Annotated in this window: 23 protein-coding genes and 1 other RNA gene; 5 read left to right on the top strand and 19 right to left on the bottom strand. The window is 55.4% G+C overall.

The window, feature by feature from the left end; translation table 11 throughout:
• Window positions 1-141: 141 nt before the first annotated feature.
• The 3 genes from ACOYA6_RS00975 to ffs form a co-directional block, all read right to left on the bottom strand.
• Window positions 142-360: a hypothetical protein gene (locus ACOYA6_RS00975; protein WP_039032397.1), complete on the bottom strand. Its 219-nt coding sequence runs from the start codon at window positions 358-360 to the stop codon at window positions 142-144.
• Window positions 357-608 carry a hypothetical protein gene (locus ACOYA6_RS00970; RefSeq protein ID WP_039032396.1) on the bottom strand — a complete coding sequence of 84 codons (252 nt, stop codon included), beginning with the start codon at window positions 606-608 and terminating at the stop codon, window positions 357-359. Before ACOYA6_RS00970 ends, ACOYA6_RS00975 begins: the two co-directional genes overlap by 4 nt.
• Before the next feature lie 270 nt (window positions 609-878).
• An RNA gene (gene ffs / locus ACOYA6_RS00965) (signal recognition particle sRNA small type) lies at window positions 879-975 on the bottom strand.
• Window positions 976-1129: 154 nt separating this feature from the next.
• On the opposite strand from ffs, the gene ACOYA6_RS00960 reads away from it, so the two are divergent.
• Window positions 1130-1465, top strand: a complete 336-nt coding sequence (locus tag ACOYA6_RS00960; RefSeq protein WP_422653858.1) for an MGMT family protein — start codon at window positions 1130-1132, stop codon at window positions 1463-1465.
• 32 nt (window positions 1466-1497) lie between these two features.
• Here the strand turns inward: ACOYA6_RS00960 and ACOYA6_RS00955 are convergent, their stop codons facing one another.
• Window positions 1498-2067: a YbaY family lipoprotein gene (locus ACOYA6_RS00955; protein ID WP_039032394.1), complete on the bottom strand. Its 570-nt coding sequence runs from the start codon at window positions 2065-2067 to the stop codon at window positions 1498-1500.
• 208 nt (window positions 2068-2275) lie between these two features.
• On the opposite strand from ACOYA6_RS00955, the gene tesB reads away from it, so the two are divergent.
• The gene (tesB, locus tag ACOYA6_RS00950) at window positions 2276-3136 is read left to right on the top strand and encodes an acyl-CoA thioesterase II (RefSeq protein WP_039032393.1); all 861 of its coding nucleotides are present in this window, start codon (window positions 2276-2278) and stop codon (window positions 3134-3136) included.
• 95 nt (window positions 3137-3231) lie between these two features.
• Here tesB and amtB read toward each other — a convergent pair whose 3' ends face one another.
• The 5 genes from amtB to ACOYA6_RS00925 form a co-directional block, all read right to left on the bottom strand.
• Window positions 3232-4518, bottom strand: coding sequence for an ammonium transporter AmtB (gene amtB / locus ACOYA6_RS00945; RefSeq protein WP_039032392.1), 1287 nt, complete (start codon window positions 4516-4518; stop codon window positions 3232-3234).
• A 33-nt stretch (window positions 4519-4551) separates the two neighbouring features.
• Window positions 4552-4890: a P-II family nitrogen regulator gene (gene glnK / locus ACOYA6_RS00940; RefSeq protein ID WP_032616849.1), complete on the bottom strand. Its 339-nt coding sequence runs from the start codon at window positions 4888-4890 to the stop codon at window positions 4552-4554.
• A 196-nt stretch (window positions 4891-5086) separates the two neighbouring features.
• Window positions 5087-6865, bottom strand: a complete 1779-nt coding sequence (locus tag ACOYA6_RS00935; RefSeq protein WP_422653857.1) for a SmdB family multidrug efflux ABC transporter permease/ATP-binding protein — start codon at window positions 6863-6865, stop codon at window positions 5087-5089.
• A complete protein-coding gene (locus tag ACOYA6_RS00930) occupies window positions 6858-8630 on the bottom strand; it encodes a SmdA family multidrug ABC transporter permease/ATP-binding protein (RefSeq protein ID WP_223074665.1) in 1773 nt (590 codons plus the stop codon). The genes ACOYA6_RS00935 and ACOYA6_RS00930 overlap by 8 nt, the downstream gene beginning before the upstream one ends.
• A 42-nt stretch (window positions 8631-8672) precedes the next feature.
• Window positions 8673-9131, bottom strand: a complete 459-nt coding sequence (locus tag ACOYA6_RS00925) for an Lrp/AsnC family transcriptional regulator (RefSeq protein WP_039032389.1) — start codon at window positions 9129-9131, stop codon at window positions 8673-8675.
• A 116-nt stretch (window positions 9132-9247) separates the two neighbouring features.
• Between ACOYA6_RS00925 and ACOYA6_RS00920 the strand changes: the two genes are divergently transcribed.
• A complete protein-coding gene (locus ACOYA6_RS00920) occupies window positions 9248-10294 on the top strand; it encodes a PLP-dependent cysteine synthase family protein (RefSeq protein WP_039032388.1) in 1047 nt (348 codons plus the stop codon).
• A gap of 40 nt (window positions 10295-10334) precedes the next feature.
• On the opposite strand, the gene cof is transcribed toward ACOYA6_RS00920, so the two are convergent.
• Window positions 10335-11153, bottom strand: a complete 819-nt coding sequence (cof, locus tag ACOYA6_RS00915) for an HMP-PP phosphatase (RefSeq protein WP_039032387.1) — start codon at window positions 11151-11153, stop codon at window positions 10335-10337.
• A 102-nt stretch (window positions 11154-11255) separates the two neighbouring features.
• On the opposite strand from cof, the gene ACOYA6_RS00910 reads away from it, so the two are divergent.
• Together ACOYA6_RS00910 and queC are read left to right on the top strand one after the other, a co-directional pair.
• A complete protein-coding gene (locus ACOYA6_RS00910) occupies window positions 11256-12956 on the top strand; it encodes an SgrR family transcriptional regulator (RefSeq protein ID WP_039032386.1) in 1701 nt (566 codons plus the stop codon).
• Between the two features lie 66 nt (window positions 12957-13022).
• Window positions 13023-13718, top strand: coding sequence for a 7-cyano-7-deazaguanine synthase QueC (gene queC / locus ACOYA6_RS00905; RefSeq protein WP_422653856.1), 696 nt, complete (start codon window positions 13023-13025; stop codon window positions 13716-13718).
• 54 nt (window positions 13719-13772) lie between these two features.
• Here the strand turns inward: queC and ACOYA6_RS00900 are convergent, their stop codons facing one another.
• The 9 genes from ACOYA6_RS00900 to bolA all read right to left on the bottom strand — a co-directional run bounded on the left by ACOYA6_RS00900 (window position 13773) and on the right by bolA (window position 24123).
• On the bottom strand, window positions 13773-14171 hold the full coding sequence (locus ACOYA6_RS00900; RefSeq protein ID WP_039032384.1) for a YbgC/FadM family acyl-CoA thioesterase: 399 nt from the start codon (window positions 14169-14171) through the stop codon (window positions 13773-13775).
• 96 nt (window positions 14172-14267) lie between these two features.
• Window positions 14268-14636: a helix-hairpin-helix domain-containing protein gene (locus tag ACOYA6_RS00895; RefSeq protein WP_039032383.1), complete on the bottom strand. Its 369-nt coding sequence runs from the start codon at window positions 14634-14636 to the stop codon at window positions 14268-14270.
• 148 nt (window positions 14637-14784) lie between these two features.
• On the bottom strand, window positions 14785-16656 hold the full coding sequence (ppiD, locus tag ACOYA6_RS00890; protein WP_422653855.1) for a peptidylprolyl isomerase: 1872 nt from the start codon (window positions 16654-16656) through the stop codon (window positions 14785-14787).
• A 211-nt stretch (window positions 16657-16867) separates the two neighbouring features.
• A complete protein-coding gene (gene hupB, locus ACOYA6_RS00885; RefSeq protein ID WP_002444653.1) occupies window positions 16868-17140 on the bottom strand; it encodes a nucleoid-associated protein HU-beta in 273 nt (90 codons plus the stop codon).
• Window positions 17141-17350: 210 nt separating this feature from the next.
• Complete coding sequence (gene lon, locus ACOYA6_RS00880) at window positions 17351-19705, bottom strand: endopeptidase La (protein ID WP_039032381.1); 2355 nt, start codon at window positions 19703-19705, stop codon at window positions 17351-17353.
• 184 nt (window positions 19706-19889) lie between these two features.
• Complete coding sequence (clpX, locus tag ACOYA6_RS00875) at window positions 19890-21164, bottom strand: ATP-dependent protease ATP-binding subunit ClpX (protein ID WP_039032380.1); 1275 nt, start codon at window positions 21162-21164, stop codon at window positions 19890-19892.
• A 127-nt stretch (window positions 21165-21291) separates the two neighbouring features.
• Window positions 21292-21915: an ATP-dependent Clp endopeptidase proteolytic subunit ClpP gene (clpP, locus tag ACOYA6_RS00870; protein ID WP_032616835.1), complete on the bottom strand. Its 624-nt coding sequence runs from the start codon at window positions 21913-21915 to the stop codon at window positions 21292-21294.
• 260 nt (window positions 21916-22175) lie between these two features.
• Window positions 22176-23474, bottom strand: coding sequence for a trigger factor (tig, locus tag ACOYA6_RS00865; protein ID WP_039032379.1), 1299 nt, complete (start codon window positions 23472-23474; stop codon window positions 22176-22178).
• A 331-nt stretch (window positions 23475-23805) separates the two neighbouring features.
• Complete coding sequence (bolA, locus tag ACOYA6_RS00860) at window positions 23806-24123, bottom strand: transcriptional regulator BolA (protein ID WP_039032378.1); 318 nt, start codon at window positions 24121-24123, stop codon at window positions 23806-23808.
• Window positions 24124-24222 lie beyond the last annotated feature (99 nt).

Genomic DNA, 24222 nt, shown 5'->3' with positions numbered 1-24222 from the left:
GCTTTGACTCAATGAACGAATGCAACAGTAATATTTATTACGGGAAAAGAGTGAGCGGGCGCACAAATAGCCGCTAATAAGACGAGATTTAAAAATGTCTGACTGTAATGGTTACAGTCAGACATTTTCAGCATGGGGAGATCAGTGCTGAGCCGGGATAGGGAAACCTTTCAGGGAAATAACAAAACTATCGCCTTCTTTCTTTATTTTTGCGCCGGTATCACACCAGTCAGACGCAATTCGAAAGAACTCATCACTGCCAACGTCCCAGCCCAGGCGGACATGTTTGACATAGCCAGAGCGCAGAAGCGAGCAGGCCTCTGAGTAGCTGCTGGCGGTTGATTGTTGATGTTGTTTCATTTTTTCTTCTTCAGAATTTTTCTTAATGCTTTGATTTCTTTAGGAGTAAATGGAGCTACACTCTCTTCTTCCGTATGCTGATTGTCGATATCCTCTTCCGTTACTCCCGCCTCATCTGCTACAGCAAACGCCATCTGCAGCAGCTTCTCTGTGGTAACGCTGAGATTCTCATTATTCACTTCGGCATAATGACGAAGCTTCTCTTTCAGCGCTTCGTCAATTTTCACATTCAGGACAGCAGTCGTCATGGTTTTAACATCCCTGGCACTATTTTCTTAAATTAATACACGAAGTTAACATTATTATCCAGATATATATTTCCTGCTTATAGATAATAAAAATGTCACACTTACCCTGCCGAAAATTTATGACAGAATAATGACAGTCACGTTTCAGTATGATGACAATTTGCGAAATAGACAGGCAGATATGAAAATATAAAATATACGCACTATTGATGGGGATAATAGTAGAAAGGGGGATACGACAGACTTAAGGAGAGCAGAAATGGGTGGGGGCCCTGCCAGCTACATCCCGGCACACACGTCGTCTGCCCTGGCTGCTTCCTTCCGGACCTGACCTGGTGAACAGAGTAGCGTTGCGGGAGAACCAACAGAGCCCCCATTGAGAGCGTTGTTAACCAACGCGCTGGCGCATTATCACTGTACCGGATGGCAATTGCAAGTTAACCGCGTCCGGGTGATGTTTTATTGCGCAAAGCGTTTACAGAGTGGGCGCTTTCTTCCTCAATTACCCGTTAATCTCTATCATGCCCGCAACACAGGAGAAAAAAATGGACGAGCACGACTCTTTTTCCCAGCGGGTATGGCAGATAGTCGCTTCGATTCCCGAAGGCACGGTCACCACCTATGGCGAAGTGGCACGACTGGCGGGCTCTCCCCGCGCAGCCCGGCAGGTAGGCGGTGTCCTCAAACGGCTGCCGGAAGGCAGTACCCTGCCCTGGCACCGGGTCGTCAACCGCCACGGAGCGATCTCCTTAACGGGGCCGGATTTGCAGCGTCAGCGTCAGGCATTGCTCAGTGAAGGGGTGCAGGTGTCAGGCAGTGGAGAGATAGATATGCAGCGATACCGCTGGCGGTACTAAATGCCCCTCTCAGGCGAGAGGGGCAGGGAACATTAAAGCTGGGTTGGCGCCGGGGTCGCCGTAGACGGGCTAACCTGGGTTGGTGACGTTGACGGCACCGTGGTCGGCGCACCGCCGCCAGGCTGCAGCGGCAGCGAGGTCTGCTGCACCGGGACCAACACCAGATCGGCTTTCGTACCGCCCTGGTTGATCACCGGCTTCACGATGTCGGTCATCAGAACAACCTGATCGTTAATGGTGATCGCCGCACTCAGCAGAATACGGGCATTGGGCTGAACATCCGCCGGGTTAAACGGCAGTTCAAATTTGAATGGCGCCTGTTTACCCTCGGTACGCGTCGCCTGCTGCGCCAGTACTTTCGATGGCGAATCGGCCAGCGAGGCATCAGACAGGGTAACGGTTAACACCGCATCCGGCGGTAAAGCAACTTTCTGGCGGATCCAGATCGTACCAGAGACATTTGGCTGCTGAATAGTCGGCTGAGCGGCTACGCCAGCAGTATTCGGGTTCGGCGCTGGCGTCTGAATGTCTGCGCTTTTGTCTGCGCAGGCAGAAAGAGCGACCGCTACCGCTAAACCACTTAACACGTGCACGAGTTTCATTGAGTTCTCCTTATCATCAATGCACCAGCGGGATCGATACCGCCAGATGAGTGGTTAACATAAAGATAACGAGACTAAGTGTGGCACATATCAATTATTTATGCCTGGAATCCCCCTGTTATTCAGATTATTGCACCCATCGGACCACTTTCAATTCTGCGTTATACTCTGCGTATCTTTCGCCACGGCGTATTAATTGAGGACGACTATGAGTCAGGCACTAAGCAATCTGCTGACATTATTAAACCTGGAAAAAATAGAAGAAGGACTCTTTCGGGGACAAAGCGAAGATCTGGGTTTACGCCAGGTTTTCGGCGGCCAGGTTGTGGGACAAGCCCTCTACGCTGCTAAAGAGACCGTACCTGCGGAGCGCTTTGTGCACTCTTTTCACAGCTACTTTTTGCGCCCGGGCGACAGCCAGAAACCCATCGTATATGACGTTGAAGTCCTGCGCGATGGCAACAGCTTCAGCGCCCGTCGCGTGGCGGCGGTGCAGAACGGCAAGCCGATTTTCTATATGACGGCGTCGTTCCAGGCCCCTGAACCGGGCTATGAGCATCAGAAGACGATGCCGCCAGCCCCTGCGCCTGACGCGTTGCGTTCTGAGACCGACATTGCCCGCGCGCTGGCGCATCTGCTGCCCCCGCAGGTTAAAGAGAAGTTTCTCTGCGACAAGCCGCTGGAGATCCGCCCGGTCGAGTTTCATAACCCGATGAAAGGCCACATCGCAGAGCCTGCCCGTCAGGTGTGGATCCGCGCCAACGGCACCATGCCGGAAGATTTCCGCGTGCATCAGTATCTGCTGGGTTATGCCTCGGACTTCAACTTCCTGCCGGTTGCCCTGCAGCCGCACGGCGTGGGCTTCCTTGAGAAAGGGATGCAGGTTGCCACGATCGACCATTCGATGTGGTTCCACCGTCCGTTCAATATGAATGAGTGGCTGCTCTACAGCGTGGAGAGCACCTCGGCGTCCAGCGCTCGCGGGTTTGTGCGCGGTGAGTTCTATACCCAGGATGGGGTGCTGGTGGCATCCACCGTGCAGGAAGGGGTGATGCGTAATCGGGGATAATGTTACGTGCGGCCTGGTGCCCTCACCCCGGCCCTCTCCCACCGGGAGAGGGTGCAAACACTAAAACGGCAACCGAGGTTGCCGTTTGCTTTTATTTACGCGTTATACGCATTCTCGCCGTGGCTGTTGACGTCCAGACCTTCGCGCTCCTGCTCTTCCGGCACGCGCAGCCCAACCGTCATGTCCGCCAGCTTGTAGCCGATAAAGGCAACCACGCCCGACCAGACTACCGTGATGGCGATACTTTCCAGCTGCACCAGAACCTGATGGCCCATGGTCACGCCTTCCGCATAGCCTACGCCGCCCAGAGAGGTTGAAGCGAAGATGCCGGTCATAATGCAGCCAACGATACCGCACACGCCGTGGACGCCAAACACGTCACAAGGGTCATCCACACGCAGAACACGTTTCAGCGCCGTCACGCCCCACAGACCGGCCAGACCCGCCACGATACCGACGATCAGCGCGCCACCGACACCGACAAAACCACAGGCCGGGGTAATACCTACCAGACCGGCAATCGCACCGGAACAGGCGCCCAGCAGAGAAGGCTTACCGCGTACCGCCCACTCGCCAAAGATCCAGGAGAGGATGGCACCCGCCGTCGCGACAACGGTGTTCACGAAGGCCAGGGCCGCGATTTCGTTTGCCGCACTGGCTGAACCGGCGTTGAAGCCAAACCAGCCAAAATAGAGGATCGCCGTACCGGTAAAGACCATCGGCAGGTTGTGCGGTTTGAACGCTTCTTTGCCAAAACCGACGCGTTTGCCAATCAGGTAAGCACCGACAAGCCCAGCTACTGCGGCGTTGATATGCACAACGGTACCGCCCGCAAAGTCCAGCGCGCCATGAGAGGCCAGCAGACCGCCGCCCCAGACCATATGCGCCACCGGCACGTAGGAGAGGGTCAGCCACACCACCACGAAGATTAATACGGCGGAGAAGCGGATACGTTCCGCCAGCGCCCCGACAATCAGCCCCACGGTGATACAGGCGAACGAACCCTGGAACGCCACGTGGATGTACTGATAGAAGCTGCCCATCACCGCGGTCAGTTCGATATTTTTCAGCATTGCCCAGTTAAAGCTGCCGAAGAAGGCGTTGCCCTCCCCGAAGGCCAGCGAATAGCCGTAGACCACCCACAGCACGCAAACCAGCGCAAAGGTCACCGTTACCTGAGTGAGCATGGAGAGGACGTTTTTGCCGCGGATCAGGCCGCCGTAAAACAGCGCGATCCCCGGAATGGTCATAAAGAGCACCAGCGCGGTGCAAATCATCATAAAGGCGTTATCGGCTTTGTCTGCTACCGCGGGTGCAGCCATTGCCAGGCCCGGCAACAGCGCCAGAGACCCCAGACCTGCTTTAAGTGTTGTTGTGTTCATTTTCTCGATCCCTATCACTGTGTGCCTGCTGTTTTACAGTGCCGCTTCGTCGGCTTCGCCTGTACGAATGCGAATAACGCGTTGCAGCTCAGCAACGAAAATTTTGCCGTCGCCAATTTTGCCGGTGTAGGCTGCTTTGCTAATTACGTCGATGACTTCATCCAGCTGATCGTCGGCAATCGCTACGTCAATCTTCACTTTTGGCAGGAAGTTGACGCTGTATTCCGCACCACGGTAAAGCTCTGCATGCCCCTTCTGACGACCGAAGCCTTTCACTTCGGTAACGGTCAGCCCCTGAATACCCATTGAAGAGAGTGCTTCGCGCACGTCTTCGAGTTTGAATGGTTTGATTACCACGGTAACCAGCTTCATATATCCCTCCAGTCAGAATTCGGTTTTGGCGAGCCAACGAAAGAGGTATTGCAAGGGGTGTGCCAAAAGTGAAAAGAGAGGAAATACGAGGCACGGAGAAGGCATGACCAAAAAAAACGCACCATGACAGTGCAGGGTGCGTTTCATTTTTGCACCAACCGATTCAGCGGCTGGCTGGTTGCTTAATTTTAGTGCATCAGGCGCTGAGAGATTCCTCACGGGCGCTGGCGGCCAGCTCTTCCCCGGCCAGCTGCAGCTGATACATTTGCCAGTAACGCCCTTTTGCCTCAAGCAGTTGCTTATGGGTACCGCGTTCAACCGCCTGACCGCGATGAAGCACCAGAATGGTATCCGCCTCTACGATGGTCGAAAGACGGTGGGCAATCACCACCAGGGTGGTGTGTTCGCGTACCGCGGCCAGCGCCTGCTGGATAGCCTGCTCGGTACCGGAATCGATGCTGGCGGTAGCTTCATCCAGAATCAAGACCTGCGGGGTATCAATCAGCACCCGGGCCAGCGCCAGCAGCTGCTTTTGCCCGACAGACAGGTTATTCCCCTGCTCGCCGAGCCGGGTATGAATGCCGTCGTGCAGACCGCGCGCCAGCTCCGCCAGCTGCACTTTCTCCAGCACGTCCCACACCTGCTCCTCGCTGAACGGTCGGCCCAGCGTCACGTTGGCAAAGAAGGTATCGGCCAGCACCACCGGATCCTGCTGCACCATCGCCACGCCTTTACGCAATGTGCCGTGGCTCAGGCTCGACAGCGGACGTCCGTCGAGACGGATTTCTCCTTCGGTGAGCGGGTAGTAGCCCATCAGCAGGCTGGCGAGGGTGCTTTTACCGCTGCCGGTGTGCCCCACCAGCGCCACAAAGCTGCGGGGCGGCACCGTCAGGTTGATATCCTGCAGCACCAACCGATCGTCGCGATAGGCAAAGGAGACGTTGTCAAAATCAATCGCCCCGCTTTGCAGTTCGCGCTCGTCATCGCCATACGCCTGGCGCGGGCGATCCATCAGCTCAAAGACGCGCTCACCGGCCACCACCGCCTGTTGCAGCATCGACTGCTGGGTGGTGAGCTCGATCAGCGGCTCGTTAAGACGCCCGAGATAGCTGATAAAGGCATACAGCACCCCGACTTCGATGGTGCCACCGGCGGCAAAGCCAAACTGCATCAGCAGCCCGCACAGCACCAGCGCCGAGAACAGGCTTAACAGCGGGCGCAGCAGGAAACCGTCCAGACGCAGGGTCTGCATGCGGGCCATATAGTGGGAGCGGCTGGCTTCGCCCATCCGCTCGCCGAAACGCGCCTGCTGGCGGAACTGCTGGATAACGCTCATGCCGTTGATGACCTCGTTAAAGCCATCGTTGATATCCGCCAGATAGGCCCGCACGCGACGCACAATCGGCGTGCTGTAGCGCTGGTAGATGATCATCACAATCATTACCGCCGGGAAAATCGCCATCGCCACCAGCGCCATGCGCCATTCGAGGCTGAACATCGCCACGAGCATAGCGCCCACCAGGGCGGCGCTGCGCAGTACCGTAGCCACCACGGTGACATACAGGTCGCGGATAACTTCCGTATCGTTGGTGACGCGGGAGATGATCTGCCCGACTGGCTGGGTATCAAACGCACTCAGGGGCTGGCGCAGGGCGGCATCCATCACGTCGGTACGCAGCTGCTGCACCACGCCGACGGCGGCCTGGTTAAACAGCAGCGACTGGGCATAGTGCAGCCCGGCCGCCAGCAGCTGCAGGCCAACGTAGGCCACCGCCAGCCCGGTGACTAAACCGAGCGGGAGATAATTTTTTGCCACCATGTTGTCGATGAAATAGCTGATCAGCAGCGGGCCGGTTACTTCGGCAATCGCCGCAATCCACAGCAGCACGACAGCCAGCGACAGCGGCTTGCGCCACGGCGAACCATACGCCAGCAGGCGCTTAAGGGTGGGCCACAGCTGGGAAAAACTACGCATCGGCGGCCTCCTCGTCGGTTTCCGGCACGTCATCCAGTGCCGCTTCCAGTTGTTGATAACGATACATATCGCGATACCAGCCCGGCTGTTCCGCCAGCTGTTCATGCTGGCCGCGCTGGGCAATATGCCCGTGCTGCATCACCAGAATTTCGCTCGCCTCGGTCAGAGCAGAGAGACGATGGGCGCTGATGATCACCGTGCGCCCTTCTCCCCACTGGCGCAGGTTGTGCAGGATCTGGTGTTCGGTGCGGCCATCGACCGCAGACAAGGCATCGTCGAGGATCAGAACTTCGGCATTCAGCAGCAGCGCGCGGGCGATGGAAATGCGCTGTTTTTGCCCTCCCGAGAGCATTACGCCGCGTTCGCCCACTTCGGTTTCGTACCCCTGCGGCAGGCGCAGGATGTCGTCATGGACGCTGGCAAGGCGGGCGACGTGCTCAATCTCTTCCTGGGTCGCATGCGGGCAACCGAGGGCGATATTGTTGGCGACGCTATCGGAGAAGAGGAACGGCGTCTGGCTGACGACCGCCAGGCGGCTGCGCCAGCTATCCAGCTGCAGTTGCGTCAGCGGGATGTCGTGGAAGCGGATCTCGCCCTGGTCAATATCGAAGTGGCGCTGGATCAGCGAGAGCACGGTACTTTTCCCCGCCCCGGTCGGGCCGCAAATGCCCAGCATTTGCCCCGGCTGCAGCGTGAAATGGACATTTTCGAGCGTCGTTTTTTCCGTATGCGGGTAGGCAAAGGCCCGTACTGAGAATTTTAGCTCGCCGCGCCCATCCGGCACTGTCTCGCTGCCATCGTTAACCACCGGCGCTTCGGCGAGCATGGCGCGGATCCGGCTATAGGCCGCACTGCCGCGCTCGACGATGTTGAACATCCAGGCCAGGGCCAGCATCGGCCAGATCATCAGCCCCAGATACATGGCAAAGCTGGTCAGTTGCCCGAGCGTCAGTGAGCCGTTAATCACCATCCAGCTCCCGCCGCCAATGGCCAGCAGGTTGGCGGTGCCGATGGCGATGTAAATCGTGGGATCAAAACGGGCGTCGATCCGGGCGACGCGCAGGTTTTTAGCGCCTGTATCTGCCGCATCGGCGGCAAACAGGGACGACTGGCGGTCTTCCAGGCCGAAGGCTTTGATCATCCGGATGCTGGTCAGGCTCTCCTGGGTGCGGTCGTTAAGGGTAGAAAACGCCGCCTGCGCCAGCTTGAAGCGCTGGTGCAGCTGGTCGCCGTAGCGCTTGATCGCCAGCGCCATAATCGGCATCGGCAGCAGCGCCAGCAGCGTGAGCTGCCAGCTGATTTGCGTTGACATGACGATCAGCACCGCGCAGCCCATCACCAGCGAGTCGACCAGGGTCAGCACCCCTTCCCCGGCGGCAAAGACCACGCGATCGACATCGTTAGTGGCGCGGGCGATCAGGTCCCCGGTGCGGTGACGCAGGTAAAATTCCGGATGCTGGCGGCTGAGCTGGCGGTAAAAATCTTCCCGCAGCTCCACGGCGAGCTGGTATGACGCGCCGAACAGCAGCACGCGCCAGACATAGCGCAGCAGATAGACCACCACCGCCGTCAGCACCAGCGTGCCGATCCACATCATCACCCGTGCGGTGGTGTAATGCTGTTGGGTAACGCCGTCCACGACGTAGCCCACCACTTTCGGCGGGATGAGCTGCAGAATGGCAATGATAATAAGCAGGGCCACTGCACCGAGATAGCGTTGCCACTCCCGGCGAAAGTACCAGCTTAATTGAGCAAATAATCGCACGCGGTCTTTTCCTGAGGATCGTATTCCGGCAGCGCCGGGAAGTTATTCAATGGGTAAGGCGGTGGTGTATTTTATCTGTTCCATCGCGAAGCTGGAGGTGACATTCGACAGACCTGGCACGCTGTTGACCAGCCGTTTATAGAAATCATCATAGCGCTTCATGTCCGCCACCTGAACGCGCATCAGGTAGTCGTATTCGCCCGCCATGCGCCAGAAGCCCAGCACTTCCGGCATCTGTGATACCACGCTGACGAATCCGCAGTACCAGTCGCTGCTGTGGTGCTGCGTTTTTATCAGCACAAACGCGGTCAGGCCAAGCCCCAGTTTTTCAGGATCGAGCAGCGCCACGCGTCCCAGCAAAATGCCTTCGTCTTCGAGTCGCTTAAGGCGTTTCCAGCAGGGCGTGGTGGTCAGATTAACGGCATCCGCCAGCGCCTGCAAAGAGAGGGTGCAGTCGCTTTGCAGTAAGGACAGCAGCTTACGGTCAATTTTATCTAGCACACCCACCCCCGCAGAGAAAAATTTTCTCTTCTCATTCTATTTTAAAGGCCAGATAGCAACAATTTTTTCTGTGCTTTTCGCTATGCTGGGCACAAAATGACAAACGGATTACTTCGATGAATAGCACCTGGGTTAAAAACGCCATCAGTGAAATTAACGCCGATTATCAGCGCTCGGCGGATACACACCTTATTCGCCTCGCCCTGCCCGGCTTTCCGGGTATCCAGCTTTATCTGAAGGACGAAAGCACCCACCCGACCGGCAGCCTGAAGCACCGTCTGGCGCGCTCGCTGTTCCTGTACGGGCTGTGTAACGGCTGGATCAATGAGGGCACCACCATTATTGAATCCTCTTCCGGCTCAACCGCCGTCTCTGAGGCCTATTTTGCCCGCCTGCTTGGACTGCCGTTTATCGCCGTTATGCCCTCCTGCACGGCAAAACGCAAAATCGAACAGATCGAATTTTATGGCGGACGCTGCCACTTTGTGGAAAGCGCCTGTGAAATTTATGCCGCATCAGAAATGCTGGCCCGGGAACTGAACGGCCATTATATGGACCAGTTTACCTTCGCAGAGCGGGCAACCGACTGGCGCGGTAACAACAACATTGCCGACAGTATCTTCCGGCAGATGCAAAATGAACCCCACCCGGTGCCGACGCATATCGTGATGAGCGCCGGAACCGGCGGCACTTCGGCCACCATTGGCCGCTATATTCGCTGCCAGGGTTATGATACTCGCCTGATGGTAGTGGACCCGCAGAACTCGGTGTTCCTCGATTACTGGCAGCAGCGCGATCCGGCCCTGCGCAGCCCGGTGGGCAGCAAAATTGAAGGGATTGGCCGCCCGCGCGTCGAGCCTTCGTTTATCCCGGATGTAGTGGACGAGATGCTCCGCGTGCCCGATACCGCCAGCGTTGCCACCGCTCACTGGCTGGAAACCCAGCTCGGTCGCAAGGTGGGTGCCTCCACCGGGACCAATATGTGGGGCGCGTTGCAGCTGGCGGCGCGGATGCGTGACGCGGGGCAAACCGGCTCCATCGTTACTCTGCTGTGCGACAGCGGCGAGCGCTACCTGGACACCTACTACAACGCCGAATGGGTAAAAGCGAATATTGGCGATGTGGCGCCGTGGCTGGCAGAAATTGCCCGGCTGGTGAAATAAAAAAAGCCAGACTTTCGTCTGGCTTGCTGGAAGGGTCTCACTATTCGGGGGAATAAGGAAGATCGGGTGTATCCAGCCAATGGGTTAAGAAATGGGACACGGCCTCGTTGCGGCAGTGTCCAATAACGGGTAAATGCGAGAGCTCGGCGATCAGCTGCGGCATCGCATTGCCCATAATCAGGCCGCGCCCTACGCTGCCCAGCATCTCGCGATCGTTCATCGCATCGCCAAACGCCATACACTCCTGCATGCTCAGCCCCAGATGCTCGCTCAGTACCGCCAGAGCGGAACCTTTGTTGCATCCGACCGGCAGCACCTCCAGGCAATCGATCGCCGAGAAGGTGAGATGCGCGCGGTTGCCCAGCGCCTCGTTGAGCTGAATGCGCAGGCGGCACAGATCGTCATGATCGCCGCAGAAACAAATTTTGGTTACCGCATGGGCCGGAATACGGCGCAGGTCGGTCAGCTGATACTGAAAGCCACTGTAGACGTGCGCTTCGAGCATCGCCGGGATGTCTTTTCCTGTCAGCCACCCGGTATCGTTAAAAACATGGATACTGGCCTGGGTATCCCAGGTGCTGTGCAGCACTTGTTCAGCCACATCCGGGGCGAGATCCTGACGATAAAGCACATCACCCTCCACGGAGTGAATACGCGTTCCGTTGCCGGTAATCAAAAAGGCGTCGAGGGAGAGCGCGCCCATTAAATGGCGCATCTCCAGCACATGTCGGCCCGTGGCGAAGGTGAGCGTAACGTCACGTTCGTGCAGACGCTTAAGGACGCTCAGCGTTTTGTCACCTAAACGGTGATCCGGCATTAATAAGGTGCCGTCCATATCAAATGCAGCCAGCCGCGCCATGGGAACTCCGAAAATGTGAAGGGGATTAACTTGTGCATCAGTATTGCCTGTTATATACGGAAGTAATACTGAATAGATGGAAATTATTGTTCCGGGTTTACGATGCGCCAGCTTAATCGACTTAATCAGTTCCAGCGCCTGTGGCAGCCCTCTGCCGGTGCGCCTCAGCAGGTGAGCGTGGCCGAACTGGCCAGCCGCTGTTTTTGCAGTGAACGGCATGTGCGCACGCTGCTGCGACAGGCGCAGGAGGCTGGCTGGCTGAGCTGGCACGCGCAATCCGGACGCGGAAAACGCGGCGAGCTGCGATTCCACGTCACGCCGGAGTCGTTACGTAACGCGATGATGGAAGAGGCGCTGAAGAGCGGACAGCAGCACAACGCGCTCGCGCTGGCCCAGCTGGCCCCCCAGGCTCTGCGTGCCCTGCTGCATCCTTTTTTGGGCGGACAGTGGCAGAACGATACCCCGACGCTGCGTATTCCATATTATCGCCCGCTCGATCCGCTCCGGCCGGGCTTTTTACCGGGCCGCGCTGAACAGCATCTGGTGGGGCAGATCTTTTCCGGTCTGACGCGCTTCAACGACACCCGCAGCGAGCCTGCGGGCGATCTGGCGCATCACTGGGAGATCGCATCTGACGGATTACGCTGGCACTTCTACCTCCGCTCAACCCTGCACTGGCATAACGGCGATAAAATCGAGGCCGCCCAGCTCCAGAGCCAGCTGGCGAAGCTGCTGACCCTTCCCGCCCTGCGCAAACTGTTTAACAGCGTGAAGCAGATAGAGGTCACGCATCCCCAGTGCCTGACCATTGTGTTACATCACCCCGACTACTGGCTGGCGCACCGTCTGGCAAGCTATTGCAGCCATCTTGCCCATCCTGAACAGCCTTTAATCGGCAGCGGACCGTTTCGCCTGGCGATCTTCGATCCCGACCTTGTCCGGCTGGAGAGCCACGAGCAGTATCATCTCGGCCATCCGCTGCTGAAAGCGATCGAATTCTGGATCACCCCTCAGCTTTTTGACCAGGATTTAGGCACCAGCTGTCGTCATCCGGTGCAGATCGCCATTGGCGAGCCGGAGGAGCTTGCCAGCCTGCGGCTGGTCAGTAACAGTATTAGCCTCGGTTTTTGCTACCTCACCCTGAAGCAGAGTGACCGACTAAGCGAAGCGCAGGCCCGCAGGGTGATTGATATTATTCATCACACATCGCTTCTGCATACCCTGCCGCTGGACGAGAATCTCATCACCCCGACCCAGGAGTTACTGCCTGGCTGGTCGATCCCCCAGTGGACCCGGGAACAGGAAACCGTTCTGCCGAAGACGCTTACCCTGCTTTATCACCTGCCGGTGGAACTGCATACCATGGCGGAGCAGCTTAAACGCTATCTGGCCCAGGAAGGGTGCGAGCTCAGGGTGATTTTTCACGACGCGAAAACCTGGGATGGCTGCACCGCGCTCGCGGACGCCGATATCATGATGGGGGACAGATTAATTGGCGAGGCGCCAGAGTACACCCTTGAGCAGTGGTTGCGCTGCGACACGCTGTGGTCCTGGTTGCTCAGCGCGCCGCAGTTTGCCCACCTGATGGCGACTCTGGATGCTGTGCAGACGCAGCCAGACGCCTCTGCCCGCCATCTGGCGCTGAAGGAGGTTTATTCCCGCCTGATGGAGCAGGCCGTGCTGACCCCGCTGTTCAACTATCAGTACCAGATCAGCGCCCCGCCGGGGGTAAACGGTATCCGGCTGAATCCGCGCGGCTGGTTTGATTTTACCGAGGCCTGGCTACCCGCACCGAAAACGTGAAGAAGCTGGTCGCCACCACGGGCAGACGTTACCATATGTCTTTAATCTTCAACGTTGGGAAGTCTTATGAAACGTGCTGTTGTCGTGTTCAGTGGAGGCCAGGATTCCACCACCTGTCTGGTGCAGGCTCTGCAGCAATATGATGAAGTCCATTGTGTCACCTTTGACTATGGCCAGCGCCATAGCGAAGAGATCGAGGTGGCGCAGAAACTGGCCGTTAAGCTCGGCGCGCGGGCGCATAAGGTGCTGGATGTTACCCTGCTTAACGAACTGGCGGTGAGCAGCCTTACCCGCGACAGTATCCCGGTACCCGACTATGAGCCGGACGCAGAGGGTATTCCCAATACCTTCGTGCCGGGGCGTAACATCCTGTTTCTGACCCTGACGGCAATCTACGCGTACCAGGTGAAAGCCGAAGCGGTGATCACCGGCGTGTGTGAAACCGACTTCTCGGGCTATCCTGACTGTCGCGATGAGTTTGTGAAAGCCCTCAACCACGCCGTGAACCTCGGTATGGCCAAAGATATCCGCTTCGAAACGCCGCTGATGTGGCTGGATAAAGCCGAAACCTGGGCCCTGGCCGACTACTGGGGCAAGCTGGATCTGGTGCGTACCGAAACCCTGACCTGCTATAACGGTATCAAAGGCGATGGCTGTGGACAGTGCGCGGCGTGTAACCTGCGCGCCAACGGCCTGAATCACTATCTGGCGGATAAAGCCGGGGTGATGGCGGCCCTGAAAAAGAAAACCGGCCTGAAATAATCTGCGCCAGTCTGCCGGGTGAAAGCGTTGCTTCGCCCGGCATCACACGGCGGGTTATTTGATTAATAGTTCCAGTTTCTCACGTAACTCCCCTTCCAGCGGCAACGCTTTCTGCGTTTTCAGATCGATGCAGACAAAGGTAATTAACGCATCTGCCACCACCTGCCCTTCCGGCTCCAGGGTTATCACCTGACTCAGCACGCCACTTTTACCGTTCAGTTGCTGCAACTGGCTGGTCACGGTCAGTAAATCGCTGAGCACTGCGGGACGGCGATAGTTGATATTGATATTCGCCACGACAAAAGCGATGCGGTGTGCCGTCATCCACTGGAAACTGTCGCTGTTTTCCAGGCCATCCCAGCGCGCCTCTTCGAGGAACTCCAGATAGCGAGCGTTATTCACGTGCTGGTAAACATCAAGGTGGTAGCCGCGTACTTTGATTTGGGTCTGCATAGCGCAATAGCCTTTAGGGTAGTTAATTATAAGATTCAGAGGTCATAACTGGTATGACCTCTTTATCCTGGCAAATTTTTGCCACTGTGCAAGTTATTACAGCGTCAGATGCGCAAGATTACGCTCCACCAGCGCCCCACCCATACCCGGTACCTGCCTGAGATCGTCCAGCGTTTTAAACGGGCCGTACTCTTCGCGGTAGCTGACAATCGCCTGCGCTTTCTTCATACCCACGCCATTCATCACCTTTGCCAGATCTTCCGCCGATGCGGTATTGATGCTAACCCGCGTCTTATCCTCTTCTACTGCTTTCGACTGTTGCGAAGTGGAGGCCGCGGGCGGTACATCGGCCTTACTCTGCGACACCTGCGTTTTGGCCGCCGGTGTCGCCGCCAGCGCGCTGTGGCTCATCCCCGCCGTGACGATAGCAAGCGTGACGAAAAGGGCTTTGATTCCATGTTTCATGCTGCTTTCTCCTTGTTTGTTGACAGCCCCCTCACCTTAGTCGGACCGCTTTTCAGGAACAAACAGCAGATTGCAGAAATGGAAAAGGCCGCGAAAGCGGCCTTTTGGTATTGCAGTACGTTGCTTAAACTTGCGAGCAGCGCCGTAATTACTGCTGAGTCATGATATCGCCCAGCTTAATTTTGGCTTCTTTACGCAGGTTGCTCATCAGCGCCTCGAAAGCAATTTGCGCATTGTTCTGGGTAATACCCTGAACCATCGCTTTCTTCTGTGCTTCCGGCATGGTGCCCGCTCTCACTTCGTCCAGCGCCAGAATGACCACGTTGCCCTGCATATCGTTGGCGATACCGAAGCTCGGCTTGTCTTTCGCCGGCTGGCTCAGGCCGAATGCCGCCTGGCTAATCGGATCCTGACCGGTACGGCTCAGGGTTTTCGCCTCACCAAAGCTCAGGCCAGCCGCTTTAAGCGCCTCATCACCTTTACCGGCTTTCAGGTCAGCCAGCAGCTTTTCAGCATCCAGCTTCGCCTGCTGCACGGCTTTGTTGTGTTTCACCAGCGCCGTAATCTGATCCTTCACCTCGTCCAGCGGCTTGATCGCTTCTGGCTTATGCTCGCTCACGCGCAGTACGAAAGCGCGATCGCCATCAACAGAGATGATGTCGGAGTTGCTGCCCGGGGTGCCATTTTCGCCTACCAGACCGCCATTGAAGATGGCATCTGCTACCGGCTTGAAGTTCAGCTCTTCCGGCAGGTTGTCATGACCAAACCAACCGGTGGTCACCGCTTTCGCGCCTGCAGCCTGCTCTGCGCCCGCCAGCGATTCGTTGTCATTGCTGGCCGCGTCGCTCACTTTCTGCTGTAAGGCATAGAAGCCATCCAGCGCTTTCTCCTGCTTCACTTTCGCGGCGATCTCATCGTGGACATCCGCCAGCGGTTTGGTGGTCGCAGGGGTAACATCATCCAGACGCGCAACCAGGAAGCCAACGGAGGATTTGATGACGCCAGAAAGCTGACCTTTCTCTTTCAGGCCGGCATTTTTCAGCTCGTCCGGGGTGGTCGCGTCTTCCAGCCAGCCCATATCACCGCCGTTTTTCGCAGAGATGATATCCGTGGATTTCTCTTTTGCGACGGTGGCGAAATCGGTGCCTTTGTTCAGCTCATCCAGCGCCGCTTTAGCGTCGGCTTCGGTTTTGGTCTGAATCACGCTGTAACGATTACGCTGTGGCTGAGTGAACTGATCCTGATGCTGATCGTAGTAAGACTGGATCTCGGCATCGGTGGCGTTTTCCTGCATCGCAGCCGCATCCAGCTTGATGTAGCTCACGCGGAACTGCTCCGGCGCGGTGAAGTTGTTTTTGTTCTGCTCGTAGTAGCTTTTGACCTCTTCATCGCTCGCCTGCTGTTTAGCAGCCAGAGCATTGACGTCGAAAGTGGCTTCGCGCACGACGCGCTGCTGAGAAACCAGCGTCGCCAGTTCATCCGCTTCGCCTTTGAGCATGAAGTCGGTGCCCACGACAGCGTTGATAAGCTGCTGAGTGGTGAGCTGATTGCGCAGCGCCTGAGCGTATTGATCCGGCGTCATCCCCATCTGATTAACGATGGCGGTATAACGGGAGTTATCGAATTTGCCGTTATTCTGGAAAGCAGGGGTGACGAAAATCGCTTTCTTAACCTGGTCATCGCTGATGCTCAGACCGAGTTCACGGGCATACTGATCCAGCAGCGCCTCGTCGATAAGACGGTTCAGCGTCTGCTGACGCAGGTTCTTCATATACCCTTCATTCGCCGCCAGTTCAGAGAACTGGTCGCCCAGCTGTTGTTGCATGCGGTTACGTTCACCGGCAAATGCATTCTCAAACTGCCCACGGCTGATTTCCTGGTCGTTCACTTTTGCGGCGTAGTTTGCACTACCGCCAATCAGGTATCCGCTCACGCCGGTCAAAATGAACGACACGATAATGATACCGAAAATAATCTTGAGCACGAGACTGTTAGCAGCCGTGCGTAAGCTGTCCATCATGGTGTAACCACACTCCGCTGTAGGTGACTGGTGACCTGACGCTGGCGGGAATCCTGACCGCAGCGCGTAAAGGCGTATTGTGACAAGAAACCGGGGCGATTGTCAGCCCACAACTCGCATAAACTCACATAAATCAGGTCTGGACAAACAAAAAAGGCACATCAAATGATGCGCCCTTGTACTTTTCAACTTCCCTGAAGTAAGAAAGCGATCAGTTTACCGCGTCTTTCAGCGCTTTGCCGGCACGGAAGCCCGGAACTTTAGCAGCAGCGATGGTGATCTCTTTACCGGTCTGAGGGTTGCGGCCAGTACGGGCAGCACGCTCTTTAACAGCAAAAGTACCAAAACCTACCAGCGCTACGTCGTCCCCAGCCTGCAGAGATTCGGTAACAGAAGCAATCAAAGCATCTAACGCACGTCCAGCCGCAGCTTTGGAGATATCAGCACCCGCAGCAATTTTGTCAATCAGTTGAGATTTATTCACTCTTCTCTTCCTCTCTTTATAATTTATATCGCGTCTGAATCCTTCACAACGCGACCGCGCAGCAGTTATATCAGGCCTGCCATGACCTTACAACACCCGTTGTTGATGGCTGGCCCAATCAGCAATCTAAATTAGCTATACAAAAAAAGGCTGGCAAGCCCGAAATAGCTCACCAGCCTTGTTTTTATTGACGCTCTTTGCGCGAGGTCACTATTTTGCGGTCACAACCTGCATTCCTGAAGGCTCATTCTGCAGTGCAAGTGTCAGAACTTCCTCAATACGTTTCACCGGATGGATCTCCAGATCGGCGATAACGTTGTCCGGAATCTCTTCCAGATCGCGCTTGTTCTCATGCGGGATGAGAACCGTTTTAATGCCACCGCGGTGGGCTGCCAGCAGTTTTTCTTTCAAACCACCAATCGGTAATACCTGACCACGCAGGGTGATTTCACCGGTCATGGCTACATCGGCACGCACCGGGTTACCGGTCAGGCAAGACACCAGGGCGGTACACATCGCAATACCCGCGCTTGGGCCATCTTTCGGCGTCGCCCCTTCCGGCACGTGAACGTGAATGTCGCGTTTTTCGTAAAAGTCCGGATTAATACCCAGTTTCTCCGCACGCGCGCGCACCACGGTCAGCGCAGCCTGAATGGACTCCTGCATCACTTCACCCAGCGAGCCGGTGTAGGTTAGCTTGCCTTTACCCGGTACACAGGCGGTTTCAATGGTCAGCAGATCGCCGCCCACTTCCGTCCACGCCAGACCGGTCACCTGGCCTACGCGGTTTTCGCTGTCCGCACGACCATAGTCGTAGCGCTGAACACCGAGGTACTCGTGCAGGTTGTCGCCATTGATCACAATATGCTTCAACGTCTTGTCGAGCAGCAGCTGTTTCACCGCTTTACGACACAGCTTGGAGATTTCACGCTCCAGGCTACGCACGCCCGCTTCACGGGTGTAGTAACGAATGATGCCGATAATCGCGCTGTCATCGACGGTCAGTTCGCTCTCTTTCAGTGCGTTACGTTCAATCTGCTTCGACAGCAGGTGACGACGGGCGATGTTCAGTTTTTCGTCTTCGGTGTAGCCAGAAAGACGGATCACTTCCATACGATCCAGCAGCGGTGCCGGGATGTTCATGGAGTTAGAAGTCGCCACGAACATCACATCGCTCAGATCGTAGTCCACTTCCAGGTAGTGATCGCTGAACGCCACGTTCTGCTCTGGATCAAGCACTTCAAGCAGGGCTGAAGCCGGATCGCCGCGCATATCGGACGACATTTTGTCGATCTCATCCAGCAGGAACAGCGGGTTTTTAACGCCCACTTTCGCCATTTTCTGGATCAGTTTGCCCGGCATGGAACCGATATAGGTCCGACGGTGACCGCGGATTTCCGCTTCGTCACGCACGCCGCCCAGCGCCATACGGATATATTTACGTCCGGTGGCTTTGGCAATGGACTGTCCCAGAGAGGTTTTACCCACCCCCGGCGGCCCTACCAGGCACAGAATTGGGCCCTTGAGCTTATTAACACGGCTCTGAACCGCGAGATACTCAAGGATGCGGTCTTTCACACGTTCCAGACCGTAGTGGTCGGTATCCAGGATCTCCTGAGCCTGACGCAGATCTTTTTTGACCTTGCTGCGGGCGTTCCACGGAACCTGCACCATCCACTCGATATAGCCGCGCACGACGGTCGCTTCAGCCGACATCGGAGACATCATTTTCAGCTTCTGCAGCTCGGCTTCCGCTTTCTCTTTCGCCTCTTTCGGCATTTTTGCCGCGTCGATCTTACGCTTCAGCGCTTCGTTTTCGTCCGGCGCGTCGTCCATCTCGCCGAGCTCTTTCTGAATGGCCTTCATCTGCTCGTTCAGATAGTACTCGCGCTGAGATTTTTCCATCTGCTTTTTAACGCGGTTGCGAATGCGTTTCTCAACCTGCAGCAGATCGATTTCAGACTCCATCATCGCCATCAGATATTCCAGACGCTCGTTAACGTCGGACATCTCCAGCACGGACTGTTTGTCAGCCAGCTTCAGCGGCATGTGCGCTGCGATGGTGTCTGCCAGACGCGCAGGATCGTCGATGCTGTTCAGCGACGTCAGCACTTCTGGTGGGATTTTTTTGTTCAGCTTGATGTAGCCTTCAAACTGACTGATCGCGGTGCGTACCAGCACCTCCTGCTCACGCTCATCAAGCTGAGGCGAGTCGAGGTATTCCGCTTTTGCTGCAAAGTGTTCGCCATCATCCGACAGCGTGGTAATACGCGCACGCTGCAGCCCCTCAACCAGCACCTTCACGGTGCCGTCAGGCAGCTTCAGCATTTGTAAAATAGAGGCCACGGTCCCGACGGTGAAAAGATCGTTTACACCCGGCTCATCCGTTGATGCTTCTTTCTGCGCAACCAGCATGATTTTTTTATCATGATCCATGGCGGCTTCAAGGCAACGGATAGATTTTTCCCGCCCTACAAATAAGGGTATGACCATGTGCGGATAAACCACCACATCGCGCAACGGCAATACGGGGATTTCAATGCGTTCAGAACGCTCAGGATTCATAGAGCTCTCTCTTAGTTTAGTGTCCGCCAGGTAAGCTGGTCATGAGACTGTGCTTCACATAACCATTAACATGTAATCCAGTATATGGGGATGTTTCCCACACATTCAACGCCATGTTTACGGAAAAATAAAAGGGGGGATTAAATCCCCCCTTTTTGATTAACTGCTTGTATGGTCTGGTGAATTATTCGCCAGATGCCTGCTGCGCTTCCGGCGTGCCGTAAATCAGCAGCGGCTTGGTTTGGCCGGCAATGACGGACTCATCGATAACCACTTTTTCGACCTCTTCCATTGAAGGAAGGTCGTACATGGTATCGAGCAGGGCTGCTTCAACGATAGAACGCAGGCCACGCGCACCGGTTTTACGTGCCATTGCTTTCTTGGCAATCGCATCCAGCGCTTCATCACGGAATTCCAGCTCAACGCCTTCCAGATTGAACAACGCCTGGTACTGTTTGGTCAGGGCGTTTTTCGGCTCTTTCAGGATCTGAATCAGCGCATCTTCGCTCAGTTCAGTCAGCGTGGCCACAACCGGCAGACGACCAATGAACTCAGGGATCAGACCAAACTTGATCAGATCTTCTGGCTCAACCTGCATCAGCAGTTCGCCTTCTTTTGCTTTTTCAGACTTGGCTTTCACCGTAGCGCCAAAGCCAATACCCGAGCCGGTTTCAACACGGTTAGCGATGACTTTATCCAGACCGGCAAACGCGCCGCCACAGATAAACAGGATTTTGGAGGTATCAACCTGCAGGAACTCCTGCTGAGGATGCTTACGACCACCCTGTGGTGGAACAGCGGCAACCGTCCCTTCGATCAGCTTCAGCAATGCCTGCTGCACACCTTCACCGGAAACGTCACGGGTGATCGACGGGTTATCGGATTTACGTGAGATTTTGTCGATCTCATCGATATACACGATACCGCGCTGTGCTTTCTGCACATCGTAATCACACTTCTGCAGCAGTTTCTGGATGATGTTTTCCACATCTTCACCCACGTAACCGGCTTCGGTCAGGGTGGTGGCATCAGCCATGGTGAAGGGAACATCCAGCAGGCGTGCCAGCGTTTCTGCCAGCAGGGTTTTACCGGAACCGGTTGGGCCGATCAGCAAAATGTTACTTTTGCCCAGCTCAACGCCGTTGCTGTTATCCCCGTTACGCAGACGTTTGTAGTGGTTGTACACCGCCACTGCCAGCACTTTTTTCGCCTGTTCCTGACCGATGACGTAGTCGTCAAGGTGATGACGGATCTCGTGCGGGGTCGGTAACGCGCTGCGCTCGCGGTGCGGTGCAACTTCTTTAATCTCTTCGCGGATGATGTCGTTACATAAGTCGACACATTCGTCGCAGATATACACGGATGGCCCGGCAATCAGTTTGCGCACTTCATGCTGGCTTTTGCCGCAAAAAGAGCAGTAAAGCAGTTTGCCCGATCCATCTTTGCGTTTATCTGTCATGAGTCAAAACCTCTTTTTAAGTTCTTTGTGCCGCACATGACGACGCAAATGCCATTCTCAGACGCAAGCTGCTCGTAAGCAAAGTGCCGCCCTACCATAGTATAGCGGCACACCCGCGTCGTGGGCATCAATTACGATGGGTCAAAATGGAGTCGACTAAGCCGTACTCAACTGCCTCTGGTGCGGACAGGAAGCGATCGCGCTCGGTATCGCGCTCGATCTGCTCAAGTGATTGACCCGTGTGGTGAGCCATAAGTTCATTCATGCGCCCTTTTACTTTCAGAATTTCACGGGCATGAATTTCAATATCTGTGGCCTGGCCCTGGTACCCGCCCAGCGGCTGGTGAATCATTACGCGCGAGTTCGGCAGGCAGAAACGCTTGCCTTTCGCCCCTGCAGTCAGCAGGAATGCACCCATCGATGCTGCCTGGCCCATACAAATGGTGCTCACATCAGGCTTGATGAACTGCATGGTGTCGTAAATGGACATCCCGGCGGTGATCACGCCACCCGGGGAGTTGATGTACAGGTAAATGTCTTTTTCCGGGTTTTCCGCTTCCAGAAACAGCATCTGCGCTACGATCAGGTTCGCCATGTGGTCCTCCACCTGGCCGGTCATGAAGATAACGCGTTCTTTAAGCAGACGGGAGTAGATATCAAAAGAACGTTCACCGCGAGAGGTCTGTTCAATGACCATTGGCACCAGCGCCATATGGGGTGCAAAGTTATCTCGTTCGCCACTGTATGACATTTCCGTCTCCTGGATAAAAAATGAAAATACCTGCTGTACTGATTGTAACCTTGCGGACGGATTATCAGCCAGTCTCTTTAATACTACTTCCCCACTAATGGGGGCGGCTCAGCCCTATTTCAAGCATAACAATCTTTTGGTGTAACGCTAACACTGAAAAAGCGTTTTATCACGCTTCGTGATTTATAACTGTGATAAAAAAAACCCGTCGCCAGACGGCAACGGGTTTTTCGCTCAAACTTTAAACGAAGCGGGCAGAATTACGCCTGCTGGTTCATCAGTTCGTTGAAGGAAGTGGCTTTTTCGGACACTTTCGCTTTGGCCAGAACGGCTTCAACAGCCTGCTCTTCCAGTGCGACGTTACGCATGTTTTCCATCAGCTCTTTGTTGCTGCCGTAGAAAGCAACAACTTCTGATGGATCTTCATAGGCAGAAGCCATCTCTTCGATCAGACCTTTAACGCGCTCTTCGTCAGCTTTCAGCTCGTGGGTACGAATCACTTCGCCCAGCAGCAGGCCAACAACTACGCGGCGTTTAGCCTGCTCTTCGAACAGTTCACGTGGCAGTTCCAGAGCTTGTTTCTCGTTGCCACCGAAACGCTGTGCAGCCTGACGGCGCAGAACGTCGATTTCGCTGTCGATCAGGGCAGACGGGATCTCGATTTCGTTAGCTTTAACCAGACCTTCGATCGCCTGAGACTTAACGCGGTTACGCACGGCGCCTTTCAGCTCGCGTTCCATGTTTTTACGCACTTCCGCACGCAGACCTTCAACAGAACCATCTTCAACGCCGAAACGTTTGATGAAATCTGCAGTCAGTTCTGGCAGTTCGCGGTCTTCAACTTTCTTCAGAGTAATCGCGAACTTAGCCGCTTTACCTTTAAGATTTTCAGCGTGGTACTCTTCCGGGAAGGTCACGTCGATGGTGAACTCTTCGCCAGCGCTGTGGCCTTTGATACCGTCTTCAAAGCCTGGGATCATACGACCCTGGCCCATTGCCAGTACGAAGTCAGACGCTTTGCCGCCTTCGAACTCTTCACCGTCTACAGAGCCGGAGAAGTCGATGGTGACACGGTCTTCTGCATCAGCAGCGCCGTCTTTGTCTTTCCAGGTCGCCTGCTGCTTACGCAGGGTGTCCAGCATGCCGTCAACGTCAGCTTCAGTCACTTCAACGATTGGTTTTTCAACTTCAATCGCGTCCAGACCTTTCAGCTCAACTTCTGGATAAACTTCGAACTCTACGGAGTAGGTGAAGTCTTCGCCCAGTTTGTATTCGCCCGGAACATAGGTCGGGGAACCGGCTGGGTTGATTTTTTCTTTGATGATCGCGTCAACGAAGTTGCGGCTCATCAGGTCACCCAGCACGTCCTGGCGAACAGAAGCGCCATAACGCTGAGCAACGACATTCATTGGTACTTTGCCCTTGCGGAAGCCGTCAATACGGACTTTCTTCGCTACGTTGACCAGCTCGCTTTTTACAGCGTTTTCGATGCTGTCAGCAGCGATTGTAATCGTTACACGGCGGCCAAGGCCTTGAGTGGTTTCAACTGAAACTTGCATCTTGTTACCTCAAAAAAATCACAGTGCTCGGTCAACTCTGAATTTGCCTCGCAATACCGGGATGCTCTCTTGTAGCAGATTCACATTCCCTGTCGCCAGAATCATCCCGAAGACATTCATTAAGACGCGGCATTATAGCGGCATCACTTTAGTGAGTCGAGAACGGTTGGCGCATGTTGCTGCGGCTTTTTTCACAATTTAAGGCTATTTTTAGCCTTAAAATCGCGCCACCGGCTCAAAACCCGGACAAAACAAAACGGCCCGCAGGCCGCTTTGACGTATTCTTTATGCAACATACTGGAAAAGTTCCCGTTGTTGCAAACAGGATTTATTACGCGATCGTCCCGGCTCCCCGGCACGGCGGCGACGCGAAAATCGTATCCTGTAACCCCTTCCACTCTTTGATCGTATATGTGTGTAACGCCAGCGCGTGGACCGTGGTCGAGAGCTCCTCCGTCAGGGTTCCGTAAATCATACGGTGACGATTGAGAAAACGCTCGCCAGCGAAACGGTCGCTGACCAGCACCACCTTAAAGTGGCTTTCAGAGCCTGCCGGTACGTTATGACGATAGCTTTCGTCGACGACTTCAAGGAACACAGGTTCAAACGCCGCCCTTAACTTATCTTCAATCTGTTCACGTATCATCATGAAATTACTCCTCCGACAACGCTGAGATGTCACCCATCCCTTTAAATGTTAGCCGCTTTTACCGCTTGCATAACAACAAGACAACAAAAATTTAGCTTT

This window comes from Leclercia barmai (genome assembly GCF_049312895.1).
In the GTDB taxonomy this organism is placed as follows: Bacteria; Pseudomonadota; Gammaproteobacteria; order Enterobacterales; family Enterobacteriaceae; genus Enterobacter; species Enterobacter barmai.
This window is presented reverse-complemented; position numbering and strand designations above follow the sequence as displayed.

Coding starts and splice junctions, on each gene's coding strand:
- lon (WP_039032381.1), bottom strand. CDS start 19,705: ATGAATCCTGAGCGTTCTGAACGCATTGAAATCCCCGTATTGCCGTTG.
- clpX (WP_039032380.1), bottom strand. CDS start 21,164: ATGACAGATAAACGCAAAGATGGATCGGGCAAACTGCTTTACTGCTCT.
- queC (WP_422653856.1), top strand. CDS start 13,023: ATGAAACGTGCTGTTGTCGTGTTCAGTGGAGGCCAGGATTCCACCACC.
- ACOYA6_RS00955 (WP_039032394.1), bottom strand. CDS start 2,067: ATGAAACTCGTGCACGTGTTAAGTGGTTTAGCGGTAGCGGTCGCTCTT.
- ACOYA6_RS00935 (WP_422653857.1), bottom strand. CDS start 6,865: ATGCGTAGTTTTTCCCAGCTGTGGCCCACCCTTAAGCGCCTGCTGGCG.
- ACOYA6_RS00960 (WP_422653858.1), top strand. CDS start 1,130: ATGCCCGCAACACAGGAGAAAAAAATGGACGAGCACGACTCTTTTTCC.
- bolA (WP_039032378.1), bottom strand. CDS start 24,123: ATGATGATACGTGAACAGATTGAAGATAAGTTAAGGGCGGCGTTTGAA.
- tesB (WP_039032393.1), top strand. CDS start 2,276: ATGAGTCAGGCACTAAGCAATCTGCTGACATTATTAAACCTGGAAAAA.
- ppiD (WP_422653855.1), bottom strand. CDS start 16,656: ATGATGGACAGCTTACGCACGGCTGCTAACAGTCTCGTGCTCAAGATT.
- ACOYA6_RS00895 (WP_039032383.1), bottom strand. CDS start 14,636: ATGAAACATGGAATCAAAGCCCTTTTCGTCACGCTTGCTATCGTCACG.
- ACOYA6_RS00900 (WP_039032384.1), bottom strand. CDS start 14,171: ATGCAGACCCAAATCAAAGTACGCGGCTACCACCTTGATGTTTACCAG.
- ACOYA6_RS00970 (WP_039032396.1), bottom strand. CDS start 608: ATGACGACTGCTGTCCTGAATGTGAAAATTGACGAAGCGCTGAAAGAG.
- ACOYA6_RS00910 (WP_039032386.1), top strand. CDS start 11,256: ATGCGCCAGCTTAATCGACTTAATCAGTTCCAGCGCCTGTGGCAGCCC.
- glnK (WP_032616849.1), bottom strand. CDS start 4,890: ATGAAGCTGGTTACCGTGGTAATCAAACCATTCAAACTCGAAGACGTG.
- cof (WP_039032387.1), bottom strand. CDS start 11,153: ATGGCGCGGCTGGCTGCATTTGATATGGACGGCACCTTATTAATGCCG.
- ACOYA6_RS00975 (WP_039032397.1), bottom strand. CDS start 360: ATGAAACAACATCAACAATCAACCGCCAGCAGCTACTCAGAGGCCTGC.
- tig (WP_039032379.1), bottom strand. CDS start 23,474: ATGCAAGTTTCAGTTGAAACCACTCAAGGCCTTGGCCGCCGTGTAACG.
- clpP (WP_032616835.1), bottom strand. CDS start 21,915: ATGTCATACAGTGGCGAACGAGATAACTTTGCACCCCATATGGCGCTG.
- ACOYA6_RS00920 (WP_039032388.1), top strand. CDS start 9,248: ATGAATAGCACCTGGGTTAAAAACGCCATCAGTGAAATTAACGCCGAT.
- amtB (WP_039032392.1), bottom strand. CDS start 4,518: ATGAACACAACAACACTTAAAGCAGGTCTGGGGTCTCTGGCGCTGTTG.